Source organism: Halobacteriovorax sp. XZX-3 (genome assembly GCF_043196495.1).
In the GTDB taxonomy this organism is placed as follows: domain Bacteria; phylum Bdellovibrionota; class Bacteriovoracia; order Bacteriovoracales; family Bacteriovoracaceae; genus Halobacteriovorax_A.
Genome location: NZ_JBEBMO010000001.1, coordinates 1,889,435 through 1,909,678 on the forward strand (window position 1 = coordinate 1,889,435; position 20,244 = coordinate 1,909,678).

The following is a 20,244-nucleotide window of genomic DNA, read 5'->3' on the forward strand; positions in this document are numbered from 1 at the left end:
AGAATTCCATGAATAAATCAGAAGAATTTTTAAAAGATTACACTCTAGAAGGTGAAAAACTAGAGATTTATACTTACCCTGCGCCTGTTCTTAAGAAGGTGGCATCTCCAGTTGAAAAGTTTGACGACGAGCTAAAGAAGCTTTGTAAGGATATGCTTTTTACAATGTACCATGCCCCTGGAATTGGTTTAGCTGCACCACAAATTGGTGTTTCAGATCGCATCTTTGTCATGGATATTGATTTTCATAGCAAAGAGATTACTCGTGCTGATGGTACAAAAGATCAAGAATTATCAAACTTCAATCCGAGAATTTTTATCAATCCTAAAATTGAAAAACTTCAGGGTGAAATTCTTTATGAAGAAGGATGCCTTTCAGTTCCTGGAATTTATGAAGAAGTAAAACGTTCAGAACAAATTCGAGTAACTTATCAAGATATCGAAGGTAATGAACAAGTACTAGAAGTTGATGGACTGCTATCAGTATGTATTCAACACGAAAATGATCACCTCGATGGAATTGTTTTTCTTGAAAGGCTTTCAACTCTTAAAAGAAACTTCTTAACGAAGAGATATATGAAAAGGGTTAAGGGTAGATAGTGAAAAAACTTAAGGCAGTTTTCTTTGGTACACCAGACTTCTCATGCCCAAGTTTAGAACTTCTGGCCAATCATCCACAAATTGATCTGAAACTTGTCATTAGTATGCCAGATAGACCTGCAGGAAGAGGACAAAAACTTCAATCCCCTCCTGTTATTACTTATTGCAAAGAAAATAGAATCAATTTCTATCAAACAGAAAATATAAACAAGGATGAAGAGCTTCTTAAACTTTTAGATGAAGTTGATGCAGACTTTTATCTCGTATTAGCTTTTGCCCAATTCCTTGGATCAAAAGTTTTAAATAAACCTAAAATTGGTTGTTTCAATATCCATACTTCTCTCCTACCAAAATATAGAGGAGCAGCTCCTATTCAATATGCGCTTTTAAACGGTGATACTGAAACAGGTGTTTCAATTCAAAGAATGGTTAAGAAAATGGATGCAGGCGATATTGTCAAAGAATCAAAAATCAATATTGCTTTTGAAGAGACTGGTGGACAACTTTATACTCGTCTAAAGTTTGCAGCATCATTAACACTTAACGACTTCATCGTAGATATGTTAGATGACAAAGTGACTTCATATGAGCAAGATGAAGCAAAAGTAAGCTTTGCACCTACTCTAAAAAAAGAAGACGGCCATATTAAATTTAATGAATGTGACTTTAATACAATTCACAATCAAGTAAGAGCACTTAAACCTTGGCCAGGTACTTACTGCTTCTTGAATGAAAAACGTCTAAAAGTCCTTGAAATTTCTAAATATGATAATTTGGGACTTCAAGCTGGTGAAGTTAAAGTTGCAGACAACAAGATCTTAGTTGGATGTAAAGACGCAACAATCAGACTAGATGTAATTCAACTTGAAGGTAAGAAAGCATGCCGTGATACAGATGCTGTCAACGGACTTACTAACAAATACGATAGTTTCAAAATTTCTTAACGATATTTGCTAAGGAGATTTAGATGCAAACAATCATCTCACCAAGCATTTTAGCAGCTGATTTTACAAACCTAATATCTGATATCTCAGTAATAGAAGATGTTAAGGATCTTTGGCTGCATTTAGATGTAATGGATGGTCACTTTGTACCAAATTTAACATTTGGAATTCCAGTGATTAAACAAATTAAGAAAATTACAAATATCCCGCTCGATGTACATTTAATGGTAACAAATCCAGCTTTTCATTTTGAAGCGTTAAAAGATTCAGGCATTGAGAATATAACTTATCACTACGAAATCGAATGTGATCATTTTGAAATAATCAAAAAATATCGCGATAACTACAAGAGTATTGGTCTTTCCCTAAAACCAGCAACAGATATTGAGTCAATACCTTTAGAACTGCTGAAGGAAATTGATTTATTACTTGTTATGTCAGTAGAGCCAGGATTTGGTGGCCAAAGCTTTATGCCAAACTCACTTGATAAAATTGCGTACCTTAAAAGAATGAAAGAAGAACATAACCTGAAATTACAAATCCAAGTCGATGGTGGAATCAACCAAGACACTGCAAAGCTTTGTCTTGATAAAGGTGCCCACAACCTCGTTGCTGGATCATATATTTTTGGCAAAGAAAAAAACCAATATCAAACACAAATAGAATCATTAAGATAAGAGACAGGAATAAAAAGATGAAAGAAATTATTATTGATGGACACAGCTTAAGCGTAGACGATATTTACGAAGTATCATTTGCAAAAAAAGATACTGTTAAAGTTAAACTAAGTGATATAGCTCGTGAAAATATGGTTAAGTCAAAAGCCTACGTACAAAATATTGTCGATAAAGCAAAACCTGTTTATGGAATTAACACTGGTTTTGGTGCTTTATCAGATAAGTATATTGAAAAGGAAGACCTAGCTCAACTTCAAGTAAACTTAATTCGCTCACACTGCACTGGTGTAGGAAAACCTTTTTCAAAAGAAATCACAAAAGCAATCATGCTTCTTAGAGCAAATTGTCTTGCATCAGGTTTTTCTGGTGTCTCAATTGAAGCTGTCGATATGTTAATCGCATTTTTAAATAATGATATTATTCCAGTTGTTCCAGAAAAAGGTTCAGTTGGTGCATCAGGTGACCTTGCTCCATTATCACATATTGCACTTGCATTAATTGGAGAAGGAGAAGTTATATACGGTGGCAAAGAAGTTCGCTCAGACTTTGCTATTAGAGATATTGGGAAAGAGCCTGTAGTTCTTGGACCAAAAGATGGTCTTGCTCTTATAAATGGTACAGCTGTTATGGCGGCACTTGGTGCGCTAGCAATTAAGAAAACTGAAAACCTTGTTCGTATTGCTGATATTTGTGCAGCAACAACTCTTGATGGTGTTCGTGGAACACTTAGAGCATATGACCATAAAATTCATGGTTTAAAACCACACCCAGGTCAGCTTGCAAGTGCCATTAACGTAAATAATATTATCGCTGGAAGTGAAATTCTAGATTCACACGTTGATTGTGGAAAGGTTCAAGATCCATATTCTCTAAGATGTGTACCTCAGGTGCACGGTGCTTCTAGACAAACTCTTTCTCATGCAAAAGAAGTTTTAGGAATTGAACTTAATGCTGTTACAGATAATCCACTTATCTTTCTAGGTGAAGATGAAGTTATTTCAGGTGGAAACTTTCATGGTGAAGCAATCGCAATGGCCATGGATTATCTAGCAATTGGTGTAGCAGAACTTTGTAATATCAGTGAAAGACGTGTTGAGAAGATGATGAACCCAACTTTCTCTGATCTACCAGCTTTCTTAACTCCTGAATCAGGACTTAATAGTGGGTTAATGATTGCTCACGTTACAGCAGCAGCATTAACATCAGAAAATAAATACCTATGTCATCCTGCAAGTGTGGACTCTGTTCCAACTTCAACAGATAAAGAAGATCATGTTTCAATGGGTGTAACTTCAGGACGTAAGCTTCATGAAGTTATTGAGAATGCTACGAAATGTTTAGCAATTGAACTACTTTGTAACTCACAAGCTATTGAATTTCATCGCCCTCTTAAATCTTCACCTGCAATTGAAGAGTTAATTTCACATATCAGAAAGTCTGTTGATAAAATTGTAGAAGATAGAGTTTTCTATCGCGATATCAATAATATCGAAGCGCTTATTGCAAATGGTGAATTACTACGTGCAGTTGAGAAGCATACAGGAAAATTACAATAATGATCATCTACAAGAATATTAACGAAATCCTAACTCTTGAAGCGGCCCAAAAAAAAGACGGCCGCAATCTTCTTGCTGAAGATATCTCAATACTTCAGCATGGTGCAATTGTATTTGAAGAAGATGAAATCGTATGGGTTGGAGATAGCGAAAATATTCCTGTAGAGTATCTAAAGAAAGCGAAGACAGTTAAAGACCTTGAAGGTTATGTTGTTACTCCCGAGTTAGTCGATTCACATACTCATTTAATTTTTGGTGGTAATCGTGCCAATGAATACCAAATGAGACTTAATGGTGCAGACTACGAAGAAATTGCTAAGGCCGGTGGTGGTATTGTTGCGACTTCAAATGGGACAAATAATACAAGTGATGAGGAACTTCTTGATAGTTGTCGAGAAAGAATCAAACGAATCGCTAGTTACGGTGTGGGTACAATTGAAGTAAAATCTGGTTATTCACTTTCATTTGAAGGTGAATTAAGAATGACTAAGTTAATTGCAAAACTAAAAGAAGAATTTGCACCTGATATACAAATCTTTAATACATTCATGCCTGCACATGCTCTTCCTAAGAGTTACGATTCTACACAAAAATACATGGATGAAATCGTAATTCCTTTACTTCATGAAGTAGCACCTCTTAATATTATTGATTGTGTTGATATCTTTCATGAGCAAGGCTATTTCGATTCTGAAGATGTGAAAAAACTTGCACTTGTTGCACAAGAGTACGGAATACCATTAAAGACTCATGCCGATGAATTTAATGATAATAAAGGGGCCATACTTGCTTGCGAACTAGGTGCACTGAGTACGGATCACCTTCTATGTACAACCGAAGATGGAATTAAAAAGTTAGCTGAATCAAAAACAGTTGCAACAGTACTTCCTGGAACAGGAATTTTCTTAGGAAAACCTAAAGCTGATGCAAAGCAATTAGCAGATGGTGGGTGTAAGTTGGCAATTGCTTCTGATTATAATCCAGGATCTTGCCATTGCGATAACCTACTACTATTAGCTTCAATTTGTGCACCAATGTACAAAATTAACATGACTCAAATGTGGGCCGGAATTACTTTAAATGCTGCTGCTGCAGTTGGAAAATATGATCAAGGTGCAATCATAAAAAGATTTAAGCCTCGTTTTAGTATATTTAAAACAAATACGATTTCTGAAATTACTTATAATTGGGGACGAAATCTAGCGGTAGATAAGAATTCTATTTAAGCCATTCGCGAATTTTTTCTTTGAATTCTTCCGAATTGAAGTCTTTAGAACCCTTTGTAACTTCAACAACACGGCCATCTTTGTAAACAATAGAAACAGGGATGGCAGATACCATAAATGCATCTGTTAACTTACCTTGACCGTCTTTTACAACATCAAAATTAACTTTATACTTTTTAACGACATCTTTAATTTTCTTAAGCTGCTTTTGACCTTCGTCTGAATTAATTGCAATGATCTTTAGCTTAGGATCTTTGATCTCAGAACGTAGACTAACTATACTTGGAAATTCTTCAAGACATGGAGTACACCAACTTGCCCAAAAGTTCAGGATAACAACACCTTTAGAAAGTTCTTCTTTCTTAAAAGTTTTGCCTTCAGTTGATTTTAGATCTGGTCGAACGAGCATCGATTCATAATGTTGAATCTTTTTAACATCCACACCTGCAACTTTAGCAGTCGTAAAACTGTCATCAGTTACAAATAACGATCCTAAAACCAGTACACAAGCTACCAGAATGATCTTATATGGAAATTTTTTTCTTTGTATACTCAACTCTTAACCCCAGTTAGAATGGTATTATACACTTAATTAGGTAAGATTGCACTATGCAAAAAACACAAGACAAAGAGCTAGAGAAAAATATTCTTAATCAAGCTGGGCAAACCTTTGTCGAGTTCATCTTTTTACTTGTTATCTTAATCGGTCTATCGGTTTCACTTCTAAAGGGTAGTAACTCATTTTTAGCAAAACAATGGGAAATTGCTGTTAACAGCATCGTGCGTAATTACCCAGGCCACAACCCCGGTGTAAAATTAACTGAATAGCTTTTTACTATTATTTAACTCTTTATACTGGAGTAAAAATGTATATTTTATCATTAGACCAAGGTACTACTGGTACCACTGCTACTATTATCGACGCCAAAACTTTCAAATTTGTTGATAAAGAAAATCAAGAATTTAAACAGTACTTTCCTAACACTGGTTGGGTTGAACACGATCTTGATGAAATCTGGAAGAGCGTTAAGAGTACAGTTCAAACTGTTCTTAAAAGAAATAATATTGATCCAAATAACATTTCTTCTATTGGAATTACAAATCAACGTGAAACAACATGTGCATTCAATCGAAAAGGTGAAGCACTTGCAAAGGCCATTGTCTGGCAAGATCGTCGTACCGCAGATTTTTGCGATTCTATGAAGACACACGAAGACAGTTTTAAGAAAATCACAGGCCTGCCTCTCGACCCATATTTTTCTGGAACTAAGATACATTGGTTATTAAATAATAATCAGTACGTAAAAGAAGCACATAAGAATCACGACCTTCGTTTTGGGACTATTGATACTTTCTTACTTTACCGTTTAACTAATGGTGACTCATTTAAAACAGATGTATCTAACGCTTCTAGAACTCTTCTGATGTCTTTAGATACATGTGACTGGGATATTAACCTTTGTGAAATTTTAGGCGTTGATAAAAATGACTTACCAGAAATATGTGAATCAATATGTGATTTTGGAACAACAAAAGGTTTAGATTTTCTGCCAGATGGTATTTCAATAAATGGAATATTAGGTGATCAACAAGCCGCTTTATTTGGACAAGCATGTTTCACAAAAGGAACAGGAAAATGTACATATGGTACAGGTGCCTTCATGCTAGTTAACACTGGGGAAGAAAAGAAGTACTCTGAACATGGTCTATTAACTACTGTTGCCTATAAGTATCAAGGGAAGATATATTACGCTCTTGAAGGTTCATGTTATATAGCTGGAGCCTGCGTACAATGGTTACGTGACAATCTCCAAATTATCGATAATGCAGCTCAGACAGAAGATAAGGCGAATGCAGTCAAAGACTTAAATCAAATCAGAGATCTCATTCTTCTTCCATTTTTCACAGGAATTGGATCTCCATACTGGAAACCACATGCAAAAGCTGCATTAATTGGAATGACTCGTGCAACTGACACTAACGATATCTGTCGAGCGGCCCTTGAAGGAATCGCTTTAAGTATCAATGATCTTATCAAAGCAATGAAAAGCGACATGGGTAGTAACCTCGAAGAATTTAAGGTTGATGGCGGTGCCGTAGCAAATAATCTTCTAATGCAAATCCAAGCCGATATTTCAGGAGTAAATGTTACAAGACCAAAAGTTATTGAAACAACTTCTTACGGAGCGGCCCTCGCGGCTGCAATTGGTGCAGGTCTTATGACAATCGATGATGTTAGTAAACAATGGGAAAAAGAATCATTCTTCGAATCTTCTTCAGCTAACAGCGAATACTTCGACTACAAGAAGAAACTTTGGGATAAATATATTCAAATTAATTTTTAAAATACTAGGGGCTAGTCCCCTAGTACTTTAAATATATCTGTAACTTTTCTTACGGGAATAATTTTCAATTTTGATTTTTGAGCAAAGTCTTTTGCTACTTTCGGTGAAGCAACCAACGTTTTATAATTAAGTTGTTCCATTTCTTTAATTCGCATTTCCATATGAGGAACAGTCCTAACTTCACCAGTAAGACCAACCTCCCCTAAAAAGACAGTATCTTTTGGAATTGGTTTTGATTTATAAGAACTTAGTAATGCTGCGATAATACTTAAGTCTGACTCACGTGTTGTAAGCTTCATGCTACCGACAACATTCACATAGATATCATTCATTCCCATTGGAATATTTGCATATTTTTCAATAATTGCAACCATCATTGCTACTCGATTATTATCTAGTCCCTGTGTCGTACGACGGCCACTACCAAATTTATTTTCTGCAACTAAGGCTTGAACTTCTACAAATAAAGGTCTTGTTCCTTCTTTGATACAAGTTAAACTTTTTCCAAAACTATCCTCAAGATCATCATCCAAGAAAAACTGTGATGGATTTTTTACTTCATTAAGCCCATCTTCTTGCATTTCAAAAATACCTACTTCATTTGTATTTCCAAAACGATTCTTGATTGCTCTAAGCATTCTATAATGACCAAATTGATCACCTTCAAAATAGATAACTGTATCCACCATATGCTCAAGAATCTTTGGCCCCGCAATAGCACCGTCTTTAGTAATATGACCTACGATAAAACAAGTAATCCCTGTAGCTTTGACGTGATTCATTAATTCATATGTAACTTCTCGAATTTGTGAAACAGTACCTGGAGGCGATTGTAGCTCACTAGAAGTAGTCGTTTGGATTGAATCAAGAACCATAAAACGTGGTTTAATTTTTTTAATTTGATTTAAAATATTTTGCCAGTTTGTTTCATTATAAATATAAAACGAATCATTTTTAAGGCCCATGCGTTTAGCACGTCCAGCAACCTGTCCTTCACTTTCTTCACCACTCACATAAAGAAAGCTCTGATCACTTTGTTGTCCTGAAAGCTTAGATAACATTTCAGTCAGTAAAGTCGATTTCCCAATACCAGGCTCTCCTCCAATGAGAATAAGTGATCCTGGAACAAGTCCTCCACCGACAACTCTATCAAATTCACCAATACCAGTACTAACTCGATTATAAGTTTCAACTTCAATTTCTTTGAGTTTCTTTGGTGCTGTTTCACCTACGGCCTTTACTTTTATACTCTCTTGTACTGGAGTAAATGTTTCTTCGACAAAACTATTCCACTCACCACAGTCAGTACAACGACCCATCCACTTTGCAGTTTGAAATCCACAATTCGAACATTCAAAAACTTTTTTACTTTTCTTGGCCATTAGCTAATCATTCCCATTACTTCATCTTCAGTTTTAATTGAAATACCTAAATCTAATGCCTTCTTATACTTAGAAGATTTAGCTTCTGTTTCATTTGTAAGAAGAATATCTGTATTCTTACTAACTGAACCAACTGGTGTACCACCAGCTGCTTTAATATCTTTTTCGATATCGCTACGTTTACGTGATAGAGAACCAGTAATACAAATTTTTAAACCAGCCAATCCTGTACCAACTTCTTCTTCAATTACTTCAAATGTGAAACCTAATTCTTGCAAATTATTAATTAAATCTCTCTTCTCTTGTAGTGAGTTTACAAAAGTTGTTGCAGATTTTTCTGCAAATCCTTCTAAAGTTGCAAGTTCATCTGCATTCATATTTAAAAGTTTTTCAATTGAATCAAACCCACCATGTACAACTTTTTCACACTTATTATAGGCTCCGCCAGTAATACCGAGAGCTGATATAAATGTAATCAAATCAGCTTTTTTTGATCCTTCAATACTTGTTAGAAGTTTAGTTGCTAACTTATCTTTTACTTTATCTAGCATAAGCAGTTGATCCATTTCTAACTTATAGAGATCTTCGATTGTCATAACTAATTTCTTACGAATCATCTCTTCAAGACGCTTTGAGCTTAAATCATCGATTCCAATTTTTTGAATAAAATTTAAGATCGCTTCTTTAACTTGAGCGGGACATGCAGGATTCTTACAAAACAAGCGAATATCTTCGATAATTACTTTTGACTCACAGCTTGGACAACATTCTGGAATAGTGAAATCATTTTCAGATTCTTCGATAGTTTGTAAAAACTTTGGAATTACCTCTCCACTCCTAATAATTTCAATTTTATCTCCGGCTTTTAAATTATGTTGTTTTACCATTCCATAATTATGTAATGTCACACGGGATACAACCGCCCCACTAATTGAAACAGGTTCAACTTCACCAACAGGTGTTAAGATTCCATTTCTAGAAACTTGCCACGTTATCGACTTAAGAATTGTTTGTACTGTTTCCCCTTCAAATTTAAATGCCATTTTATAGCGAGGGTGATGAGCAGTTTCTCCAAGTTCATCATGAAGTTTAATTTCATTATATACAAAGACGAGTCCATCAATAAGATATTCACCATTGGCCATGAAATCTTTTGCGTCTTCAATTGCAGACTCGTAATCTTTCTTTGTGTGCATCAGTGTATATTCTAGAATATCGAAATCTTCTTTTTTAAGGGTCTCGTACTTTTGACTTTCTTTAGCGAAATCTAGGCCGATTAAATCAAATGCTTTAAAATTTATAAAAGAACAAAGACTAATATTTTCTTTACGTCCAACAAGCCCAGCTACGATATTGCGTTGAGAGGAAGGCCTTTCTAATCCCTGAGCAACCATCGTTTCAGAAAGGTGAAAGAATGATTCTTCATCACAATACATCTCACCTCTAATTTCTATTCTTTCTTTAATAGAGATAGATCCAGGAACACCCTTCATCCATTGAACTTTTTGAGTGATATTCTCGCCATAAGTTCCATCACCTCTAGTCTTTGCTAAAACTAGATGACCATCTTCATAGATAAGCGAACAAGAAACACCATCAACCTTATAGATTCCTAAAACTTCGTATTCCTTTGCCCAAGAAATAAGTTCTTCCATCTTATAAGTCTTACCAAGTGATAACATTTTCTTATCATGTTTCACTTTATCAAGTGACGTTATAGTTGAGCCTACTAAATTAAGTACAGAGTTCTCGGGATCAAGTTCTCTTAACTCATCTTCTAATTTGTCATATTCACTATCAGAAATTTCTGGTTTACCAGCATAGTATAATGCCTTATGGATCTTTATTTGATCTGCTAATTCTTTTATACGCTTCATTTTATTCTCGTCTAATTTTAGAAAGTCTTTTTAGAACGCAAACTTCACTCCGCCCTTTAAGGCCGTGTTTTTAACAGTTACTTTCGTACCATCGCTTGCAAATTCAGCTTTATCACTTAGGTAGTCAATTCCACCATAGAGATTAATATTTGGTCCGTACTTATACTCGACACCTGCAGCTACGTGAAAGTTACTCGTATCTTTTGCACTACCAAAGATCGAAACATCTTCTTCGTATCCAGGATCAAGCATGAAGTCGAATTGGAAATATACACGTACACCGCGAATAAGAGGCATACTTGCTCTTGCACCAACTAATAGGCCACTAAAATTAATTTCTGTGAAACCATCTGCAACTTGATTATCAAAACCATGAGTATATGATCCATAACCAAAAAAGACATCGACTTGTGGCCCATAGAAAAATCCCATCGGAAGGTATTTATATCCAAATAGAAGTCTAAAACGAGAAGAATCCATTGAATTAGAATCTGAAACAAGATTTCCAGCATCCTTAGAATACTTTCCAAAACCTTTTTCTAACTCTAAGCCCACCCAGTAATTTCTCGTTACCCAAAGTTCACCGTCAAAGGCAATTGCAAAGTCCACACCATTAATTGATTTTGTACCATTTGAAATTGATGAGTTATTATTTGAGCCTGTCCCAATTTTTAGAGCAAGACCAAATTCCCCTAATCTTCCAAAAGAAGAAGTACGATCATTTCCTTCGACTGGATCATACTTTAAGTCTCTTTTTTCAGAATCTTTTGTATTCTTAGAAATTAATACCCAATCTTCAGCTTGAATTAAGCTTTTATCTTCATAACGTAAAACTTTTACTTGTGATAAAGATTCACCTACGTGAATAATTCTTCCAGTTGCTATTGTTTTCGTTTCCCAATCAACAACCTCTTGTAAAAGAGGGTGCTTGCGACGGCGCATTGGACGAACAACTTTTACTTCATAATCAGTAAAAATTCCTGCATCTTTACCGAGATCAATTGAAAATTGCTGACCTAAAACACCTAAGACTCGGGCATCATATGGGATTTGTTTTTCATATTGATCAAGCCAATTATTTGCAGTTTGTGCAATTAGTCCTGGATCATCACTATTAAGCTCAATCTTTTCATTGAAGTAGATATCTTTTCCATTGGCCCCAAAGATTTGCATATTTACTGCAACACCTTTTGGAAGACTTTCTATTTTAACCTTGATTAATGAACCTGCATTTGTTTTTTCAGAAACAAGTTTTAAAACCTTTGGGTTCTCTAAAGCTGCATCAAGATTTTTTTTATAATTTGATAAGATATTTATAATTTCAGAGTTGTACTGGTAGTAACACCAACGAGAAGATTTCAAATAACCTTCTATTTTAGCAAAGACTTCATAACCAAGAGCGCCACCGACAGAATCTCTAACAGGTAGGATCATACAACGACGAGCACTTGGAGCAGCTAAAGTATCAACTGCTAAAATGAGAAGTAAACTAGTTATAAGTAATTTGATTGTTTTCATTGAGACGACCTTCGTAGAGATCTACGAGCATTTTATATTCATTATTTTCTTGCTTGGTTTTAATTAATTCTTTTTTAAGAAGTTCATGTTCTTCTTGTAAACGCTTTAGGTATACGATGGCGTTCGATGCACTTAGTGAATCGTTATATTCCCACTCGTTCATTTGAATCAGATATTTACCCTGATCAAATTTCCAAATTAATTTATCTCTTTTTATGTAGCGACGAATTGTTGATATTGAGATTCCCTTCAACAATGAATAGTCATTTATGTCCATCCAAATCATTTCTTAATTTTAACCAACTTGACGTGCTTTGCCAAAAATTATCAATACATAAATTCGTATTTCGAGTATAATTTTTTTATGAACAGAGTTGATATAGAAAACTTCAGGAATAAAAAGACTGCCTTAGTTCTCTCTGGCGGTGTCGTAAAGGCTGCCGCATGGCACCTTGGAGTAAGCTGGGCCCTTCACGATCTTGGTTTCACATTTAAGCACAATCATTCGGATGTAAATCCAGATTACGAAATATCAACATATGTTGGCTCAAGTGCAGGTGCTCTAATTAGTCTCTTCTTAGCCTCGGGTCACTCACCACTTGAAGTTATTGAAGCTTTTATTCAAAAAAACAAAACAGGTTTGAAACCAATTACATATAAGGACATGCTCTCTTTAAAGAGACCTAGTCTAAAGCCTCACCATCCGAATCTCTACGATCCATTGGATGGCTTTCCACTTGTTATCAAAAGTCTTTTGAAACCAATCATGACAGTCTCAGGACTATTTTCCACAACAGGACTGCACGACTACATAATTGAAAACGTAATAAAATCGAACAATTTCGATGACTATGATGCGGATCTTTTTATCATTGCAACACAATTAGATAATTCGCGAAAGACTATCTTTTCTCGCTATAATTACCCTAATCCTAGCCATGATCCGACGGCACACTACTATACTGATATTCCAATTGCTGAGGCTGCAACTGCTTCAATGAGTGTACCGCCATTCTATACACCTTATCCAATTCATAACACTGTTACAGATACGACAGATTTCTATATTGATGGTGAAATTCGTGAAACACTTTCAACTCACGTTGCCGTTGATAATAGTTGTGAATATATCATTTCAAGCTGGACCCATACGCCTTATCACTATCAAGATGAAATTGGCTCCCTTGCTAACTATGGCCTTCCTGCCATTTGTACGCAGGCTATTTACTTAATGATTCAAAAGAAAATTGTTGATTCAAGAGCAAGACGTATTGCCGCACAGGATATTATTGATACTGTAAATCAGTATATGCTCAATGAAAAATTTAGTAATGAACAACGTCGTCATATAACATCAATTATTGAGCGAAAACTAAACTTTAATCCTGATGTAAAACTCATCGATATCTTTCCTAAGCATGATGACTACAACCTCTTCTTCGCTGATATCTTCAGCTTAAATCCAAAGAAGATGACTAAGATGCTTGAAGCTGGCTACAAGCGAACGATGGAAATATTTAATAATAAAGAATACGAATCTTAAAAATTTAATGAAATAAAAAAGGCCCACTTATGTGGGCCTTCATATTTAAAATCTTTTATTGATTAAAGATCAAGTGGTAGAGAAACACCAACTAAGATTTCTTTTGTATCAAAGTCAGCGAAACCACCAGCACCATCATAGCTCAATGCACGGTACTCTAAGTTAAGTGAAACAAATGGAAGCATTGTAAAACCAACACCAACAGCAACTCCAGAACCATCAAAAGTTACAGCTCCAGCATCAATTTCTGATGATAGGTAATAACTTGCATATCCTCTAAGTAGGATAGGAAGATCAACAGCTACGAATAGTCCAAAGTTTGTTGTATCAAAATCAGTGTCACCTGTATTATCTTCAGACGTATATGAACCCATATTGTAATCAAGTCCAAAACTTACCAGCATAGGAAGTGAATAACCTAGGCGGCCACCAATATTTGTACCAGTTGTATCATCACCATCAGTATCACCTAGAATATTATACGCTAGGTACGGCTCAACATAAATTCCAGCTTGCGCTTGGAAACCAGCAATCATAATCATCATTGCAACTAAAATCTTTTTCATACAATCTCCTCATAAGATAAATCTAGTAATATTCTCTCAAACTAGATATTTTCAATAATATATAAACCTTCAGTACAGAAACTTTGCGTGTATTGAATACTTCCTTCCCCAGAATCTATTTTCGTATTCAAAATTCCATAATCATGAGAAATAATAAAAACCTTCTCCGTTAAGCCTGTAATTTCAGCACTAACTGTTCCATCTTTATCCATATAATAAAAATCATATGATCCTGATGGACTTATCGAAGAAATATAAGCTTCAAAACTGACGAGTGGCTTATTCAAATTAACTTGAATAACACAAGCTCCATTATCCGCCCGGTTTTGAAATAGCTCCTTCAAATAATCGATATATTCAATAGAAGGTATCACCACCTTCTTAATGTCATTAAAGCCAACAAAGACCGAAGTTTCTTTGCCAACTTCAATATAGTGTTTAAAACTAGCGTCCCGCAATGGGGTAAGAATTTTATAGCGATTTAGTCCTACCTTAGAAGCAGTGATCTCACGATTAAAATAGCGAATATCGCTATCGTTCAAGTTCATTGATTGTAAGGTCTTGGCCGCCAAATTTTCTTCATAAACAGAAAAATTAATGGCCTTTGCATCTAATAAATATGGCGCTTCGTAAGTAATTTCATCTTGAACAAGATGAATAATTTTTTGCGCAACTTTGCCTTTGAAATCCATATACTTAATTAAGTGATTACCCAATTCAACATCAAGATAGAGTTCATAAACAAATGAATCCCCAGGATCAACTTCTTTGAAATTTCGATCGAGATATACTTTTTTCTTAAAGGATCCCATAAAGGTGGAAGTATCTATTTTATCACCTAAATCAACTAGAATATGTGCACCACTATGCTCTTTTACTTTGTTTCTCTCTAAGATCTTACGTAGATAATCAGAATTGATTACAGGGATATCGAAGGTCGTTTCGCTTCGAGCACTAAGTTCAAAATTTGTTCTAATTATATCTCTGGCGGCAATAGAGCCCCTAAATGTAGAAAAACTATCGTCACTAGATATCGGAATTAGAACTTCTCCAGTTCCAGAATCAGTAAATAATTCATTTAAATTATATGTAGGTACTAAATCAAAATCTGTAAGATTATTTTTCGAAATACCCTTCTCGCCAAACTCACGCAACTTAACTTTAAAATTAGAAACCGCTTTCTTTTTACGAGCAGCTGACTGAATAAAGCTTGAGAAATCAATTACAGGCTTATAATTCTTTGGCCCTAAAGCCTGTTTAGATACACCTTTAACTATTGGTGCTTTAAACTGTGGAGTTTTTGCAGTTGCATCTTTCTTAGCGTCTTGAGCACCATAGGAAAAAAAGACGAGATCATCACTCTCTTTAATATTGCCACTTACCTTAGCGCCTTTTTGTACTCCTGAGCTTGCTAATACAATCTCATCTGTTTCCACCTCACCCTGATAAGCAATAGGAGGAACAAATTTTTTGTGAAGTTCAAATGTTTCTCTAAGGTCAAATTTCTTTGGCTTAAGAGTAACTATATCTCCGCCTGTTAATGCATAAGCATTAGCTACTAATAAAGAAATAAAGATACAAATAAACCTAATAATCATTAGCTCTATTTTCGCATCATTAGGTTATTTAGAACTTAGGTGGCAGATTTTGCCGAGTGAAGTAGAAAAAGAAAGGCCCTGTTTCCAGGGCCTAATCTATTATTTCGAAATTTGCTTAACTAGTTGTAACCTAAGTTGCGCTCTATCAAGCTTACGACGGAATTTAACTAGATCTTCATCAGTTAAAGTACCTTTCAGCTTCTCACGAGCGTAAATTAGTGCATTTGTAGCTCTTTCCTCATCAATTTGACAATCTTCTTCAGAAGTCATTGATAGGATAGTAATTTGGTCGTTTAAAACCTTTACGATACCGTTAGTAACAGTGAAAAATCTTTCCGAATCATCACCATGTACAGCAACGCTACCAGTAGCTAGCTTCTCAACAATGTGAGTGTGACCTGCAAGAACTTCGATTTCACCCTTTAGAGTAGGAACGAAAACAGAGTCTGCTGGTACGTTCTTCGCAACAACTGAGCTAGGCGTTAGAATATTTACAACAAAGTTACTCATCATTTAATCCTTTGCGTAGTTCCATGGGTTACCCCATGGAACTTGCTACTTATTAAGCATCCTTCTTAAGTTGTTCCCACTTTTCATATACCATGTTTAGGTTACCAACAAGGTAGAAAGCTTGCTCAGGAACTTCATCACACTCACCAGCTAGGATAGCTTTGAATGCTTTGATCGTATCGTTGATATCAACGAATTGACCTGGGATACCTGTAAACTGCTCAGCAACGAAGAATGGTTGAGAAAGGAATTTCTCAATCTTTCTTGCACGACCAACTAGAATTTTATCTTCTTCAGAAAGTTCGTCCATACCAAGAATCGCGATGATATCTTGAAGCTCTTTATATCTTTGAAGGATCTGTTGAACTGAACGAGCAGTATCATAGTGATCGTCACCAAGGATAGCTGGAGATAGAATTGTTGAAGATGATGTTAGTGGGTCTACCGCTGGGTAGATACCTTTTTCAGCAATTGAACGTGAAAGTTCAGTAGTCGCATCTAAGTGAGCGAATGTAGTTGCTGGAGCCGGGTCAGTATAGTCATCGGCAGGTACGTATACAGCTTGGATAGAAGTAATCGAACCATCTTTAGTTGAAGTAATACGCTCCTGCATAGCACCCATCTCAGTACCAAGAGTTGGTTGGTAACCTACGGCAGATGGAATACGTCCAAGTAGTGCAGATACCTCTGAACCAGCTTGAGTAAAACGGAAGATATTATCAACGAAGAATAGTACGTCTTGTTTTTCTTCATCACGGAAGTATTCCGCTAGAGAAAGACCAGTAAGAGCAACACGAGCACGTGCACCTGGTGGCTCGTTCATCTGACCGTATACCAGTGCAGTTTTATCGATAACCCCAGACTCTTTCATTTCTTCGTAAAGGTCGTTTCCTTCACGAGTTCTTTCACCAACACCAGCGAATACAGAGAAACCACCGTGTTGAGTAGCAATGTTGTTGATAAGTTCCATAATAAGAACTGTTTTACCAACACCAGCACCACCGAATAGACCAATCTTTCCACCTTTTAAGTATGGAGCAAGAAGGTCAATAACTTTAATACCAGTAAAGAATGGCTCAAGTTTTGTTGATTGATTTTCAAATGATGGAGCTTCTCTGTGGATTGAGTAAGATTTTTTATTACCTAATTCACCAGCTTCATCAATCGCTTCACCAACTACGTTGATGATACGACCAAGACATTCACGACCTACAGGTGCTTGAATTGGAGCACCAGTGTCAGATACAACTAAACCTCTTGATAGACCTTCAGTTTGGTCCATAGCGATCGTTCTAACAACGTTATCACCTAGGTGAGTTGCAACTTCAAGAACAAGGTTATTTTCTTTGTCGTTGATTGTTGAGTTTGTAACTAAAAGGGCGTTATAGATTTCCGGTAAATTTCCATCAGCAAATTCAACGTCTACAACAGGACCCATAACTTGACGAATAACACCTTTTGCTTGTGACATTCTACGCTCCTTAACCATTGAGGGACTCAGCACCAGATACAACTTCAATAAGTTCAGTTGTAATCGCCGCTTGTCTCAATTTATTCATTTTAATAGTTAGTGTTCTAATTGCATCTTTACAGTTTCCAACGGCACTATCCATTGCTGACATACGTGATCCGTGCTCTGCTGCTGTAGCATCTAATACTGCAGTCCACATTGCACTCGTGTACGCCTCTGGGATTAGGCCATCTAAAATACTTTCCGCACCAGGGTTGTATCTGAAATCAAACGGATACTTTTCCTTTAGCTCATCTCTTTCAGATGAATCAAGAGTCATTGGAAGTACTTGTTTAACTGTTGGCTCGATTTGAATTGCAGAATGGAAAATGTTGTAAGCAACACTTACCTTTCCTACTTCACCAGTTGCAAAAAGTTCTGAAAGCTTATTAGCAATCGTTTGAACTTCATGAAATTGTGGTTCAGTTCTTTCAAAACCGTATGATTCACCAGCGTTAACAAGTTTCACAACAAGTTCTTTTACCTTAGTACCAATAAAGTGCACTTCAAGGTTGTTTGTATCTTCATGGTTTGCAATATAAGCCTTAACAGCTTTTGCAAGACCAGAGTTATAACCACCACAAAGACCTTTATTCGAAGAGATTACAAGAAGTACTTCTTTCTTAGATTCGTTATTATTTAAGAAAGAGTGATTGTAACCTTCTACTAAAGCAGAAATTGTTTTAATTGAATCTTCTAATTCATTTGCATAAGGACGCGCATTCAGAATAGCATTCTGAGCCTTGTTTAGCTTTGCAGCTGAAACAAGTTTCATAGCTTCCGTAATCTTTAAAGTACCCTTAGTACTTTTGATTTTCTTTTTAAGATCCTTAATATTTGCCATTATGGCTCCTCAATTAATTAGTAGTTCTTACTTGCAATAAATTCTTTAATTGCAGTTGCTAATTTACCATCATTCTCACCAGAGATTTGTTTCTCTGATCTTAGTGAACTCATAAGATCTGAGTGAGAAGTATTTAGGTGATCTAGAAGATCTTTTTCAGCATCTCTTACTCTATCAACAGGTACTGAATCGAACATACCTTTTGTACCAGCGTATACAGATACAGTTTGGTCGATTACATCAAATGGAGAATATTGTGCTTGCTTAAGTAGCTCAACAAGTCTCTCACCTTTTGAAAGTTGTTTTTGAGTAGCTTCGTCTAGATCTGAACCGAAAGCCGCGAAAGCTTGAAGTTCACGGTACTGAGCAAGATCAAGTCTTAATGTACCAGCAACTTTTTTCATTGCTTTAATCTGAGCAGAACCACCAACACGTGATACCGAAATACCAACGTTAACAGCTGGACGGATACCTGAGTTGAAAAGGTCACCTTCTAGGAAGATCTGACCATCTGTAATCGAGATTACGTTTGTTGGAATATATGCAGAAACGTCACCTTCTTGAGTTTCAATAACTGGAAGTGCAGTTAGTGAACCAGCTCCTAGGTCATCAGATAGTTTCGCCGCACGCTCAAGTAGTCTTGAGTGACAGTAGAAAACGTCCCCTGGGAATGCTTCACGTCCTGGTGGACGTCTAAGAAGTAGTGAAAGCTGACGATATGCTTGTGCTTGCTTTGTTAAATCATCATAAACGATTAGTGCGTGCTTACCGCTATCTCTGTAGTACTCACCCATTGTACAACCAGTATATGGTGCTAGGTACTGAAGAGGTGCAGAGTTAGAAGCAGTAGCAGATACGATGATTGTATAATCAAGAGCACCAGCTTCTTTTAGTTTTTGTTGTACTTGACGTACTGTTGAGTTCTTTTGACCAATAGCTACGTAGATACATACAACATCTTTACCTTTTTGGTTGATGATTGTATCGATTGCAACAGCAGTTTTACCTGTCTTTCTGTCACCAATGATAAGCTCACGTTGACCACGTCCGATTGGGATCATAGCGTCGATAGCTTTAATACCTGTTTGAAGTGGCTCATGTACAGATTTTCTACCTAGAATACCTGGAGCTTTAATTTCAACACGTCTTGAGTGTTCAGAAACGATTTCACCTTGTCCGTCGATTGGATTACCAATAGCATCAACAACACGACCTAAAAGAGCGTCACCTACTGGTACTTCAACGATCTTTTGAGTTCTTTTAACTGTTGAACCTTCTGTGATTTTTGGATCATCACCAAGAATAGCAACACCAACGTTGTTAGTTTCTAGGTTTAGAACCATACCTTTTGTACCTGTAGCAAATTCTACAAGCTCTCCGGCCATTACGTTTTTAAGACCGAAAACTCTAGCAACACCATCACCAACAGTAAGAACTGTACCTACTTCGTCTACTTGAAGTTTAGTTTCGAAGTTAGCAATTCTGTCTTTGATAATGCTCGTAATTTCTTCTGGATTCATTGACATCATTTACCTCTACAATAATTGGC

General features: G+C 36.1%; 19 protein-coding genes. 8 read left to right on the forward strand and 11 right to left on the reverse strand.

Annotated elements, in window-relative coordinates:
• Window positions 1–8 precede the first annotated feature (8 nt).
• The 5 genes from def to hutI are packed head-to-tail and all read left to right on the forward strand — an operon-like array spanning window position 9 to window position 5,002.
• The gene (def, locus tag ABMA70_RS09100; RefSeq protein WP_103218632.1) at window positions 9–599 is read left to right on the forward strand and encodes a peptide deformylase; all 591 of its coding nucleotides are present in this window, start codon (window positions 9–11) and stop codon (window positions 597–599) included.
• On the forward strand, window positions 599–1,543 hold the full coding sequence (fmt, locus tag ABMA70_RS09105; protein ID WP_392994046.1) for a methionyl-tRNA formyltransferase: 945 nt from the start codon (window positions 599–601) through the stop codon (window positions 1,541–1,543). Before def ends, fmt begins: the two co-directional genes overlap by 1 nt.
• A 23-nt stretch (window positions 1,544–1,566) precedes the next feature.
• Window positions 1,567–2,220, forward strand: coding sequence for a ribulose-phosphate 3-epimerase (gene rpe / locus ABMA70_RS09110; protein ID WP_392994044.1), 654 nt, complete (start codon window positions 1,567–1,569; stop codon window positions 2,218–2,220).
• A gap of 17 nt (window positions 2,221–2,237) precedes the next feature.
• A complete protein-coding gene (gene hutH, locus ABMA70_RS09115) occupies window positions 2,238–3,776 on the forward strand; it encodes a histidine ammonia-lyase (protein ID WP_103218629.1) in 1,539 nt (512 codons plus the stop codon).
• Entirely contained in the window at window positions 3,776–5,002 is a 1,227-nt protein-coding gene (gene hutI / locus ABMA70_RS09120) for an imidazolonepropionase (protein ID WP_392994042.1), read from the forward strand. The genes hutH and hutI overlap by 1 nt, the downstream gene beginning before the upstream one ends.
• Here the strand turns inward: hutI and ABMA70_RS09125 are convergent.
• On the reverse strand, window positions 4,995–5,558 hold the full coding sequence (locus ABMA70_RS09125) for a TlpA family protein disulfide reductase (protein ID WP_392994039.1): 564 nt from the start codon (window positions 5,556–5,558) through the stop codon (window positions 4,995–4,997). The genes hutI and ABMA70_RS09125 overlap by 8 nt on opposite strands.
• A gap of 53 nt (window positions 5,559–5,611) precedes the next feature.
• On the opposite strand from ABMA70_RS09125, the gene ABMA70_RS09130 reads away from it, so the two are divergent.
• Both ABMA70_RS09130 and glpK read left to right on the forward strand, forming a co-directional pair.
• Window positions 5,612–5,830, forward strand: a complete 219-nt coding sequence (locus ABMA70_RS09130; protein WP_103218626.1) for a hypothetical protein — start codon at window positions 5,612–5,614, stop codon at window positions 5,828–5,830.
• Window positions 5,831–5,868: 38 nt separating this feature from the next.
• Complete coding sequence (gene glpK, locus ABMA70_RS09135; protein ID WP_392994036.1) at window positions 5,869–7,347, forward strand: glycerol kinase GlpK; 1,479 nt, start codon at window positions 5,869–5,871, stop codon at window positions 7,345–7,347.
• Between the two features lie 11 nt (window positions 7,348–7,358).
• Here the strand turns inward: glpK and radA are convergent, their stop codons facing one another.
• The 4 genes from radA to ABMA70_RS09155 are packed head-to-tail and all read right to left on the reverse strand — an operon-like array spanning window position 7,359 to window position 12,410.
• Entirely contained in the window at window positions 7,359–8,729 is a 1,371-nt protein-coding gene (radA, locus tag ABMA70_RS09140; RefSeq protein ID WP_103218624.1) for a DNA repair protein RadA, read from the reverse strand.
• Window positions 8,729–10,606: an NAD-dependent DNA ligase LigA gene (ligA, locus tag ABMA70_RS09145; RefSeq protein ID WP_392994033.1), complete on the reverse strand. Its 1,878-nt coding sequence runs from the start codon at window positions 10,604–10,606 to the stop codon at window positions 8,729–8,731. Before ligA ends, radA begins: the two co-directional genes overlap by 1 nt.
• Window positions 10,607–10,636: 30 nt before the next feature.
• Window positions 10,637–12,124 (reverse strand): hypothetical protein, encoded by a 1,488-nt coding sequence (locus tag ABMA70_RS09150; protein ID WP_103218622.1) that lies wholly within the window; start codon window positions 12,122–12,124, stop codon window positions 10,637–10,639.
• Window positions 12,096–12,410, reverse strand: a complete 315-nt coding sequence (locus ABMA70_RS09155; protein ID WP_146037886.1) for a hypothetical protein — start codon at window positions 12,408–12,410, stop codon at window positions 12,096–12,098. The genes ABMA70_RS09150 and ABMA70_RS09155 overlap by 29 nt, the downstream gene beginning before the upstream one ends.
• 78 nt (window positions 12,411–12,488) lie before the next feature.
• Between ABMA70_RS09155 and ABMA70_RS09160 the strand changes: the two genes are divergently transcribed.
• Window positions 12,489–13,667 (forward strand): patatin-like phospholipase family protein, encoded by a 1,179-nt coding sequence (locus ABMA70_RS09160; RefSeq protein ID WP_103218621.1) that lies wholly within the window; start codon window positions 12,489–12,491, stop codon window positions 13,665–13,667.
• Between the two features lie 62 nt (window positions 13,668–13,729).
• Here the strand turns inward: ABMA70_RS09160 and ABMA70_RS09165 are convergent, their stop codons facing one another.
• From ABMA70_RS09165 to atpA, 6 genes are all read right to left on the reverse strand, one after another.
• On the reverse strand, window positions 13,730–14,233 hold the full coding sequence (locus ABMA70_RS09165) for an outer membrane beta-barrel protein (RefSeq protein ID WP_392994029.1): 504 nt from the start codon (window positions 14,231–14,233) through the stop codon (window positions 13,730–13,732).
• A gap of 41 nt (window positions 14,234–14,274) precedes the next feature.
• Entirely contained in the window at window positions 14,275–15,831 is a 1,557-nt protein-coding gene (locus tag ABMA70_RS09170; RefSeq protein WP_103218619.1) for a hypothetical protein, read from the reverse strand.
• A gap of 99 nt (window positions 15,832–15,930) precedes the next feature.
• A complete protein-coding gene (atpC, locus tag ABMA70_RS09175; protein ID WP_158246914.1) occupies window positions 15,931–16,341 on the reverse strand; it encodes an ATP synthase F1 subunit epsilon in 411 nt (136 codons plus the stop codon).
• A 52-nt stretch (window positions 16,342–16,393) separates the two neighbouring features.
• Window positions 16,394–17,812, reverse strand: coding sequence for a F0F1 ATP synthase subunit beta (atpD, locus tag ABMA70_RS09180; RefSeq protein ID WP_103218617.1), 1,419 nt, complete (start codon window positions 17,810–17,812; stop codon window positions 16,394–16,396).
• A 10-nt stretch (window positions 17,813–17,822) separates the two neighbouring features.
• Complete coding sequence (atpG, locus tag ABMA70_RS09185; RefSeq protein WP_103218616.1) at window positions 17,823–18,695, reverse strand: ATP synthase F1 subunit gamma; 873 nt, start codon at window positions 18,693–18,695, stop codon at window positions 17,823–17,825.
• Window positions 18,696–18,712: 17 nt separating this feature from the next.
• Window positions 18,713–20,221: a F0F1 ATP synthase subunit alpha gene (atpA, locus tag ABMA70_RS09190; RefSeq protein ID WP_103218615.1), complete on the reverse strand. Its 1,509-nt coding sequence runs from the start codon at window positions 20,219–20,221 to the stop codon at window positions 18,713–18,715.
• Between the last annotated feature and the right edge of the window lie 23 nt (window positions 20,222–20,244).

What these genes read in the sequence shown, in the direction of transcription:
- def (WP_103218632.1), top strand. Translation starts at nt 9, where the DNA reads ATGAATAAATCAGAAGAATTTTTAAAAGATTACACTCTAGAAGGTGAA.
- rpe (WP_392994044.1), top strand. Translation starts at nt 1,567, where the DNA reads ATGCAAACAATCATCTCACCAAGCATTTTAGCAGCTGATTTTACAAAC.
- hutH (WP_103218629.1), top strand. Translation starts at nt 2,238, where the DNA reads ATGAAAGAAATTATTATTGATGGACACAGCTTAAGCGTAGACGATATT.
- hutI (WP_392994042.1), top strand. Translation starts at nt 3,776, where the DNA reads ATGATCATCTACAAGAATATTAACGAAATCCTAACTCTTGAAGCGGCC.
- ABMA70_RS09130 (WP_103218626.1), top strand. Translation starts at nt 5,612, where the DNA reads ATGCAAAAAACACAAGACAAAGAGCTAGAGAAAAATATTCTTAATCAA.
- glpK (WP_392994036.1), top strand. Translation starts at nt 5,869, where the DNA reads ATGTATATTTTATCATTAGACCAAGGTACTACTGGTACCACTGCTACT.
- radA (WP_103218624.1), bottom strand. Translation starts at nt 8,729, where the DNA reads ATGGCCAAGAAAAGTAAAAAAGTTTTTGAATGTTCGAATTGTGGATTT.
- ligA (WP_392994033.1), bottom strand. Translation starts at nt 10,606, where the DNA reads ATGAAGCGTATAAAAGAATTAGCAGATCAAATAAAGATCCATAAGGCA.
- ABMA70_RS09150 (WP_103218622.1), bottom strand. Translation starts at nt 12,124, where the DNA reads ATGAAAACAATCAAATTACTTATAACTAGTTTACTTCTCATTTTAGCA.
- ABMA70_RS09155 (WP_146037886.1), bottom strand. Translation starts at nt 12,410, where the DNA reads ATGATTTGGATGGACATAAATGACTATTCATTGTTGAAGGGAATCTCA.
- ABMA70_RS09160 (WP_103218621.1), top strand. Translation starts at nt 12,489, where the DNA reads ATGAACAGAGTTGATATAGAAAACTTCAGGAATAAAAAGACTGCCTTA.
- ABMA70_RS09165 (WP_392994029.1), bottom strand. Translation starts at nt 14,233, where the DNA reads ATGAAAAAGATTTTAGTTGCAATGATGATTATGATTGCTGGTTTCCAA.
- ABMA70_RS09170 (WP_103218619.1), bottom strand. Translation starts at nt 15,831, where the DNA reads ATGATTATTAGGTTTATTTGTATCTTTATTTCTTTATTAGTAGCTAAT.
- atpC (WP_158246914.1), bottom strand. Translation starts at nt 16,341, where the DNA reads ATGAGTAACTTTGTTGTAAATATTCTAACGCCTAGCTCAGTTGTTGCG.
- atpD (WP_103218617.1), bottom strand. Translation starts at nt 17,812, where the DNA reads ATGTCACAAGCAAAAGGTGTTATTCGTCAAGTTATGGGTCCTGTTGTA.
- atpG (WP_103218616.1), bottom strand. Translation starts at nt 18,695, where the DNA reads ATGGCAAATATTAAGGATCTTAAAAAGAAAATCAAAAGTACTAAGGGT.
- atpA (WP_103218615.1), bottom strand. Translation starts at nt 20,221, where the DNA reads ATGTCAATGAATCCAGAAGAAATTACGAGCATTATCAAAGACAGAATT.